This is a genomic window from Pseudomonas sp. RIT-PI-o (assembly GCF_001297215.1).
Lineage (GTDB): Bacteria > Pseudomonadota > Gammaproteobacteria > Pseudomonadales > Pseudomonadaceae > Aquipseudomonas > Aquipseudomonas moraviensis_A.
This window is the reverse complement of the sequence record NZ_LHPA01000037.1, coordinates 209,434-217,168: the sequence shown is the minus strand read 5'-3', so window position 1 is coordinate 217,168 and position 7,735 is coordinate 209,434. Positions and strand designations below refer to the sequence as shown.

Sequence of the window (7,735 nt, the reverse complement as noted above, 5' to 3'; positions counted from 1 at the left end):
GCGCAGAGCACCACCCCGCAAGACAGCCCTTACGGAAAAACTCTTGCCGTGGGGCCAAGCGCGTGTTGCCCAAAGAGCAACAGCAACTGCGTGTAGTCCAGCGTTAACCCACCATCAACTGTGGCGAGGGGGCTTGCCCCCCGTTGGGGCCCGCGGCCCACAAAGTTTGGGGGGGCTGCCGCGCACCCCGGCGGGGGCAAGCTCCCTCGCCACAGGCCGATTCCCCCCTTAGAAATTATCCGGTGTACGCGCTTTCTCGCGGGCATGCTCGCGGCTGATCAGGCCTTTGGTTACCAGATCTTTCAGGCACATATCGAGTGTCTGCATCCCCAACGACCCACCGGTCTGAATCGCTGAATACATCTGCGCCACCTTGTCCTCGCGGATCAGGTTACGGATCGCCGATGTCCCGAGCATGATTTCATGCGCCGCCACCCGCCCGCCGCCGATCTTCTTGATCAACGTCTGCGACACCACCGCCAGCAACGACTCCGACAGCATCGAACGCACCATCGACTTCTCGTCGCCGGGGAACACGTCCACCACGCGGTCGATGGTCTTCGCCGCCGAGGTCGTGTGCAGTGTGCCGAACACCAGATGCCCGGTCTCAGCGGCGGTCAGCGCCAGGCGAATGGTTTCCAGATCACGCATCTCACCCACCAGAATCACGTCCGGATCTTCACGCAGGGCCGAACGCAGCGCTGTGGCGAAGCTGCGGGTATCGCGATGGACTTCGCGCTGATTGATCAGGCATTTGCGCGATTCGTGGACAAACTCGATGGGGTCCTCAATGGTGAGAATGTGGTGATGGCGATGGGTGTTGAGGTAATCGATCATTGCCGCCAGCGTGGTGGATTTGCCTGAACCGGTCGGCCCGGTGACGAGCACCAGCCCGCGCGGCGCATCGGTGATCTTGCGGAAAACATCGCCCATGGCGAGGTCTTCCATGCTCAGCACTTTCGAGGGAATGGTGCGGAACACTGCGCCGGCGCCTCGGTTCTGGTTGAACGCGTTGACCCGAAACCGCGCCACGCCGGGCACATCAAAGGAAAAATCCGTTTCCAGATTTTTCTCGAATTCGATGCGCTGGGTGTCGTTCATGATGTCGTAGATCAGATCGTGCACTTGCTTGTGATCCAGCGCCGGCAGATTGATCCGTCGCACATCGCCATCGACGCGGATCATCGGCGGCAGGCCCGCCGACAGGTGCAGGTCGGATGCGCCCTGTTTGGCGCTGAAGGCCAGCAGTTCAGTGATATCCATAGCGTCCCTCAATTCCAGTAGAATGCCGCGAACCTACAGACCGCCGGCGCCTCTTGATGTCCACGATAGCAGACAACATCCTTCAGGTTGGTTCGCGCATCCAGGCAGCAGCCAAAGCTGCACACCGCGACGAAAACAGCATCCATTTGCTCGCCGTGAGCAAGACCAAACCCGCCCAGGCCCTGCGCGAAGCCTATGCCGCCGGCTTGCGCGACTTCGGCGAGAACTACCTGCAGGAAGCCTTGGGCAAACAGCTGGAGCTGGCCGATCTGCCCTTGATCTGGCACTTCATCGGCCCCATTCAATCGAACAAGACTCGCGCCATTGCCGAGCATTTCGACTGGGTGCACTCCGTGGATCGTCTGAAAATTGCCCAACGCCTGTCCGAACAACGCCCCGCCGAGCTGCCTCCACTGAATATCTGCATTCAGGTCAATGTCAGCGGCGAGGCGAGTAAATCCGGTTGCACCCCGGCCGATCTGCCGGCGCTGGCCGAGGCCATCAGCGCCCTGCCCCGGCTGAAACTGCGCGGGCTGATGGCGATTCCCGAGCCGACCGAGGCGCGCGCCGAACAGGACGCTGCTTTCGCCGCCGTGCAGACCTTGCAGGCGAGCCTCGAGCTGCCGCTCGACACCTTGTCCATGGGCATGAGCCACGACCTCGAGTCGGCCATCGCCCAGGGCGCCACCTGGGTGCGGATCGGTACCGCGCTGTTTGGCGCCAGAGATTATTCCCAGTCTTGAACGTTTCCAGATAAGGACCACACATGAGCAACACACGTATTGCGTTTATCGGTGCGGGCAACATGGCGGCCAGTCTGATTGGCGGCTTGCGCGCCAAGGGTCTGGAAGCGGCGCAGATCCGCGCCAGCGATCCGGGCGACGACACCCGCGCCAGGGTCAGCGCCGAGCACGGCATCGAAACCTTCGCCGACAACGCCCAGGCTATCGAAGGCGTCGATGTCGTCGTGCTGGCGGTCAAGCCACAGGCGATGAAAGCTGTGTGCGAGGCGATTCGCCCCAGCCTGAAGCCGAATCAACTGGTGGTGTCGATCGCCGCCGGGATCACCTGCGCGAGCATGACCGCGTGGCTCGGCGAACAGCCGATCGTGCGCTGCATGCCGAACACCCCGGCGCTGCTGCGTCAGGGTGTCAGCGGTTTGTACGCGACCAGCGAAGTGACCGCCGAGCAGCGTCAGCAAGCCGAAGAGCTGCTGTCCGCCGTCGGCATCGCCCTGTGGCTGGACGAAGAACAGCAACTGGACGCCGTGACTGCCGTGTCCGGCTCCGGCCCGGCGTACTTTTTCCTGTTGATCGAAGCGATGACCGCCGCTGGCGTCAAACTCGGCTTGCCAAAGGAAATCGCTGAACAACTGACCGTGCAGACCGCTCTGGGCGCCGCGCACATGGCGGTGTCCAGCGACGTCGACGCCGCCGAACTGCGTCGCCGTGTGACCTCGCCAAACGGCACCACGGAAGCAGCGATCAAATCATTCCAGGCTGGCGGCTTCGAAGCGCTGGTTGAAACCGCACTCGGCGCCGCCGCGCACCGCTCGGCCGAAATGGCCGAACAACTGGGCAAATAAAGGAGCCTTACATGATCGGATTGAACACCGCAGCGGTTTACGTGCTGCAAACCCTCGGCAGCCTGTACCTGCTGATCGTGCTGCTGCGCTTCGTCCTGCAACTGGTGCGGGCGAACTTCTACAACCCGCTGTGCCAGTTCGTGGTCAAGGCCACCCAGCCGCTGCTCAAGCCTTTGCGCCGGATCATCCCGAGCCTGTTCGGCCTCGACATGTCGTCGCTGGTACTGGCGATTCTGGTGCAGCTACTGCTGATGGCACTCACCCTGCTGTTGACCTACGGCACCACCGGCAACCCGCTGCAACTGTTTATCTGGTCGCTGATCGGCGTTACCGCGCTGTTTCTGAAGATCTTCTTCTTCGCCCTGATCATCAGCGTGATTCTCTCGTGGGTCGCACCGGGCAGCCACAATCCGGGCGCCGAACTGGTCAACCAGATCTGTGAACCGGCGCTGGCACCGTTCCGCCGCTTCCTGCCGAACCTCGGCGGCCTGGATCTGTCGCCGATCTTCGCCTTCCTTGCGCTGAAATTGATCGACATGCTGGTGATCAACAATCTGGCGGCGATGACGATGATGCCGGAGATTTTGCGTTTGCTGATGTGAGGTGAGAGGGAGCGGGCGCTCGACTTGATATGGGGTCGCCTGCTCCCCTCACCCCAGCCCTCTCCCGAGGGAGAGGGAGCCGATCGGGTTGTTTTCAAAGCCTGAGTTCGACTCGATACCTCAGGTCAGCATCACTCTGAAGATCGCCGCGGTCAGTCCCCTCTCCCTCCGGGAGAGGGCCAGGGTGAGGGCCGCTTGCCGCTACCCCCCACGGTCTTTAGACTTACGCCTCATTTCAACGAGAGCAGGGTCGATGCCAACTGCCTTTCCCGCCGATTCTGTTGGTCTGGTGACACCACAAACCGCGCACTTCAGCGAACCGCTGGCGCTGGCTTGTGGGCGTTCGCTGGCCGCCTATGATCTGATCTACGAAACCTACGGCACGCTGAACGCCCAGGCGAGCAACGCCGTGCTGATCTGCCACGCCTTGTCCGGCCACCACCACGCGGCCGGCTATCACAGCGTCGACGACCGCAAACCCGGTTGGTGGGACAGCTGCATCGGCCCCGGCAAGCCGATCGACACCAACAAGTTCTTCGTGGTCAGCCTGAACAACCTCGGCGGCTGCAACGGCTCCACCGGCCCGAGCAGCGTCAACCCGGAGACCGGCAAGCCGTTCGGTGCCGACTTCCCGGTGCTCACCGTCGAAGACTGGGTGCACAGCCAGGCGCGCCTCGCTGACTTGCTCGGCATCGGCCAGTGGGCGGCGGTGATCGGCGGCAGCCTCGGCGGCATGCAGGCGCTGCAATGGACCATCACCTACCCGGATCGCGTGCGTCACTGCCTGGCCATCGCCTCGGCGCCCAAACTGTCGGCGCAGAACATCGCGTTCAACGAAGTCGCACGTCAGGCGATCCTCACCGATCCGGAATTCCACGGCGGCTCGTTCCAGGAAGCGGGCGTGATCCCCAAGCGCGGGCTGATGCTCGCGCGCATGGTCGGCCACATCACTTACCTGTCCGACGATTCGATGGGCGAGAAATTCGGCCGCGGCCTGAAGAGCGAAAAACTCAACTACGACTTCCACAGTGTCGAGTTCCAGGTTGAAAGTTACCTGCGTTATCAGGGCGAAGAGTTCTCCGGGCGTTTCGATGCCAACACCTATCTGTTGATGACCAAGGCACTGGATTACTTCGATCCGGCGGCGAACTTCGACGATGATCTGGCAAAAACCTTCGAAAACGCCACGGCCAAGTTTTGCGTGATGTCATTCACCACCGACTGGCGCTTCTCTCCGGCGCGCTCGCGGGAACTGGTGGATGCGCTGATGGCCGCGCGCAAGGACGTCAGCTATCTGGAAATCGACGCACCGCAGGGCCACGACGCCTTCCTGATTCCGATCCCGCGTTACTTGCAGGCGTTCGGCAATTACATGAACCGCATTTCGTTGTGAGAAAGCCATGAGAGCTGATCTGGAAATCATCCAGGAATGGATCCCCGCCGGCAGCCGCGTCCTCGACCTCGGTTGCGGTGACGGCGAGCTGCTGACCTGGCTGCGCGACAACAAGAACGTCACCGGTTATGGCCTGGAAAACGACGCCGACAATATTGCCGAGTGCGTGGCCAAGGGCATCAACGTCATCGAGCAGGATCTGGACAAGGGCCTGGGCAACTTCGCCAGCAACAGTTTCGACATCGTCGTCATGACCCAGGCCCTGCAGGCGGTGCATTACCCGGACAAGATCCTCGACGAAATGCTCCGGGTCGGCCGCCAGTGCATCATCACCTTCCCGAATTTCGGCCACTGGCGCTGCCGCTGGTACCTGGCGAGCAAGGGCCGCATGCCGGTCTCCGAGTTCCTGCCCTACACCTGGTACAACACGCCGAACATCCACTTCTGCACCTTCGAGGATTTCGAAGAGCTGTGCCGCGAACGTGATGCCAAGGTCATTGATCGGCTTGCCGTGGATCAACAGCACCGTCACGGGTGGGCCAGTAAGCTATGGCCTAATCTGTTAGGTGAAATCGGTATCTACCGCGTCAGCAGCCCGCAGTTGGCGGACCACCGGGTCGCGGTCTGAGCCAGGCCATTTCGAGGAGCACGAACATGAGTCGTCCAGCGTTGCTGTTACTCACCGCCTGCCTGAGCGCTGGCGCCATGGCGGCAGACGTCATCAAAGGTGAACGCAAGGAAACCTTCGGCGATGTCACGGTGCACTACAACACTTTCAACTCGACGTTTCTGACGCCGGACATCGCCAAGGCCGCCGAGCTGATCCGCAGCAAGAACCAGGGCGTGATCAATGTCTCGGTGATCAAGGACGGCAAACCGCAGATCGCCAGCGTCACCGGCACGGTCAAGGACCTGGCCAGCAACAGCGTGGCGCTGAAGTTCCGCCAGGTCACCGAACAGGGCGCGATCTACTACATCGCCCAGTACCCGGTGCCGCAGCAGGAGACCCGCACCTTTGAAATCAAGGTGCAGAACGGCGACAAGATCAACACCATCAACTTCAACCAAGAACTTTTTCCCGGCGAATGATGAACATCAAGCAGCTCGTACTGGCCAGCCATAACGCCGGCAAACTCAAAGAACTCCAGGCCATGCTCGGCGACTCGGTGCAACTGCGCTCGATTGGCGAATGGAGCAAGGTCGAGCCGGAAGAAACCGGCCTGTCGTTCGTCGAGAACGCGATCCTCAAGGCACGCAACGCCGCGCGCATTTCCGGGCTGCCGGCACTGGCCGACGACTCCGGGCTGGCGGTGGATTTCCTCGGCGGTGCGCCGGGCATCTACTCGGCGCGTTATGCCGACGGCCAGGGCGATGCCGCGAACAACGCCAAACTGCTCGACGCGCTGAAAGATGTGCCGGAAGCCGAGCGCGGCGCACAGTTCGTCTGCGTCTTAGCACTGGTGCGCCACGCCGATGATCCGCTGCCGATTCTCTGCGAAGGTCTGTGGCACGGCCGCATCCTCACCGCAGCCAGCGGCGAACACGGCTTCGGTTACGACCCGCTGTTCTGGGTGCCGGAGCGCGACTGCTCCAGCGCCGAGCTGAGCCCGGCCGACAAGAACCAGATCAGCCACCGCGCCCGTGCAATGGATCTGCTGCGCCAGCGTCTGGGCTTGAAATGACCACTGATTCTTCCGCGTCGTCGCTGATCATCGGCGGCGCTGCTTCCTCGCCTCGGGCGCCGCTGGCAACCCTGCCGCCCCTGGCGCTGTACATCCACATCCCGTGGTGTGTGCGCAAATGCCCGTATTGCGATTTCAACTCGCACACCGCCAGCCCGGTGCTGCCGGAGCAGGAGTACGTCGACGCGCTGCTGGCCGATCTCGATCAGGATCTGCACGCGGTGTATGGCCGTGAGCTGACCTCGATTTTCTTCGGTGGTGGTACGCCGAGCCTGTTCAGCGCCGACGCCCTCGGACGTTTGTTGAAGGGCGTCGAGCAGCGCATCCCGTTCGCCGCCGACATTGAAATCACCCTGGAGGCCAATCCGGGCACCTTCGAACAAGAGAAGTTTGTCGCCTATCGCAAGCTGGGGATCAATCGCCTGTCAATCGGCATCCAGAGCTTTCAGCAGGAAAAACTTGAGGCCCTCGGCCGTATCCACAACGGTGACGAAGCCGTGCGTGCGGCGGGCATGGCGCGACAGGCCGGGTTCGATAATTTCAACCTCGACTTGATGCACGGTTTGCCCGATCAGTCGCTGGACGATGCCTTGAGCGACCTGCGTCAAGCCATCGCGCTGAAGCCGACGCATATCTCCTGGTATCAGCTGACGCTGGAGCCGAACACGGTGTTCTGGAATCAGCCGCCGGTGCTGCCGGAAGACGACACGCTGTGGGACATTCAGGAAGCCGGCCAGGCGCTGCTGGCCGAGCACGGTTACGCGCAATACGAAGTGTCGGCATATGCCCAGCCCGATCGCCCGGCGCGGCACAACCTCAATTACTGGAGCTTCGGCGACTTCATCGGCATCGGCGCCGGCGCCCATGGAAAATTGAGTCACCCGGACGGGCGCATCGTGCGCACATGGAAAACCCGCCTGCCGAAGGACTATCTGAATCCAGCGAAGAGCTTTCAGGCTGGCGAGAAACCGCTGAGCAATGACGAGATGCCGTTCGAGTTCCTGATGAACGCCCTGCGCCTGACTGCCGGGGTCGAATCGCGCCTGTATCCGGAACGCACCGGACTGTCGCTCGACAGCCTCGCCGAAGGCCGCCGCGAAGCCGAACAAAGCGGCCTGTTGCAGGTCGAACCGTCACGCCTGGCGGCCACCGAACGCGGCCAGCTGTTCCTCAACGACTTGCTGCAACAATTTCTGAACTGACTTCAGCT

9 protein-coding genes are annotated in these 7,735 nt (G+C 62.0%); 8 read left to right on the top strand and 1 reads right to left on the bottom strand.

Going from position 1 to position 7,735, the window contains the following annotated elements; all coding sequences use genetic code 11:
* Positions 1 to 228: 228 nt before the first annotated feature.
* Positions 229 to 1,263 (bottom strand): type IV pilus twitching motility protein PilT, encoded by a 1,035-nt coding sequence (locus AEQ63_RS22185; RefSeq protein ID WP_016772732.1) that lies wholly within the window; start codon positions 1,261 to 1,263, stop codon positions 229 to 231.
* A gap of 56 nt (positions 1,264 to 1,319) precedes the next feature.
* Here AEQ63_RS22185 and AEQ63_RS22180 point away from each other — a divergent pair, with 56 nt between their 5' ends.
* The 8 genes from AEQ63_RS22180 (at position 1,320) to hemW (ending at position 7,727) form a co-directional block, all read left to right on the top strand.
* Positions 1,320 to 2,006, top strand: coding sequence for a YggS family pyridoxal phosphate-dependent enzyme (locus AEQ63_RS22180; RefSeq protein ID WP_064364755.1), 687 nt, complete (start codon positions 1,320 to 1,322; stop codon positions 2,004 to 2,006).
* 23 nt (positions 2,007 to 2,029) lie between these two features.
* Complete coding sequence (gene proC, locus AEQ63_RS22175; protein ID WP_064364753.1) at positions 2,030 to 2,848, top strand: pyrroline-5-carboxylate reductase; 819 nt, start codon at positions 2,030 to 2,032, stop codon at positions 2,846 to 2,848.
* An 11-nt stretch (positions 2,849 to 2,859) separates the two neighbouring features.
* Entirely contained in the window at positions 2,860 to 3,450 is a 591-nt protein-coding gene (locus tag AEQ63_RS22170) for a YggT family protein (protein ID WP_064364751.1), read from the top strand.
* 253 nt (positions 3,451 to 3,703) lie between these two features.
* The gene (gene metX / locus AEQ63_RS22165) at positions 3,704 to 4,843 is read left to right on the top strand and encodes a homoserine O-succinyltransferase MetX (protein ID WP_064364749.1); all 1,140 of its coding nucleotides are present in this window, start codon (positions 3,704 to 3,706) and stop codon (positions 4,841 to 4,843) included.
* Positions 4,844 to 4,850: 7 nt separating this feature from the next.
* Entirely contained in the window at positions 4,851 to 5,471 is a 621-nt protein-coding gene (gene metW / locus AEQ63_RS22160; protein ID WP_024014659.1) for a methionine biosynthesis protein MetW, read from the top strand.
* Positions 5,472 to 5,497: 26 nt separating this feature from the next.
* Entirely contained in the window at positions 5,498 to 5,932 is a 435-nt protein-coding gene (locus AEQ63_RS22155) for a DUF4426 domain-containing protein (protein ID WP_064364747.1), read from the top strand.
* Entirely contained in the window at positions 5,929 to 6,525 is a 597-nt protein-coding gene (gene rdgB / locus AEQ63_RS22150; RefSeq protein WP_042606560.1) for an RdgB/HAM1 family non-canonical purine NTP pyrophosphatase, read from the top strand. The genes AEQ63_RS22155 and rdgB overlap by 4 nt, the downstream gene beginning before the upstream one ends.
* Complete coding sequence (gene hemW / locus AEQ63_RS22145) at positions 6,522 to 7,727, top strand: radical SAM family heme chaperone HemW (RefSeq protein ID WP_064364746.1); 1,206 nt, start codon at positions 6,522 to 6,524, stop codon at positions 7,725 to 7,727. The genes rdgB and hemW overlap by 4 nt, the downstream gene beginning before the upstream one ends.
* The last annotated feature ends 8 nt before the right edge of the window (positions 7,728 to 7,735 follow it).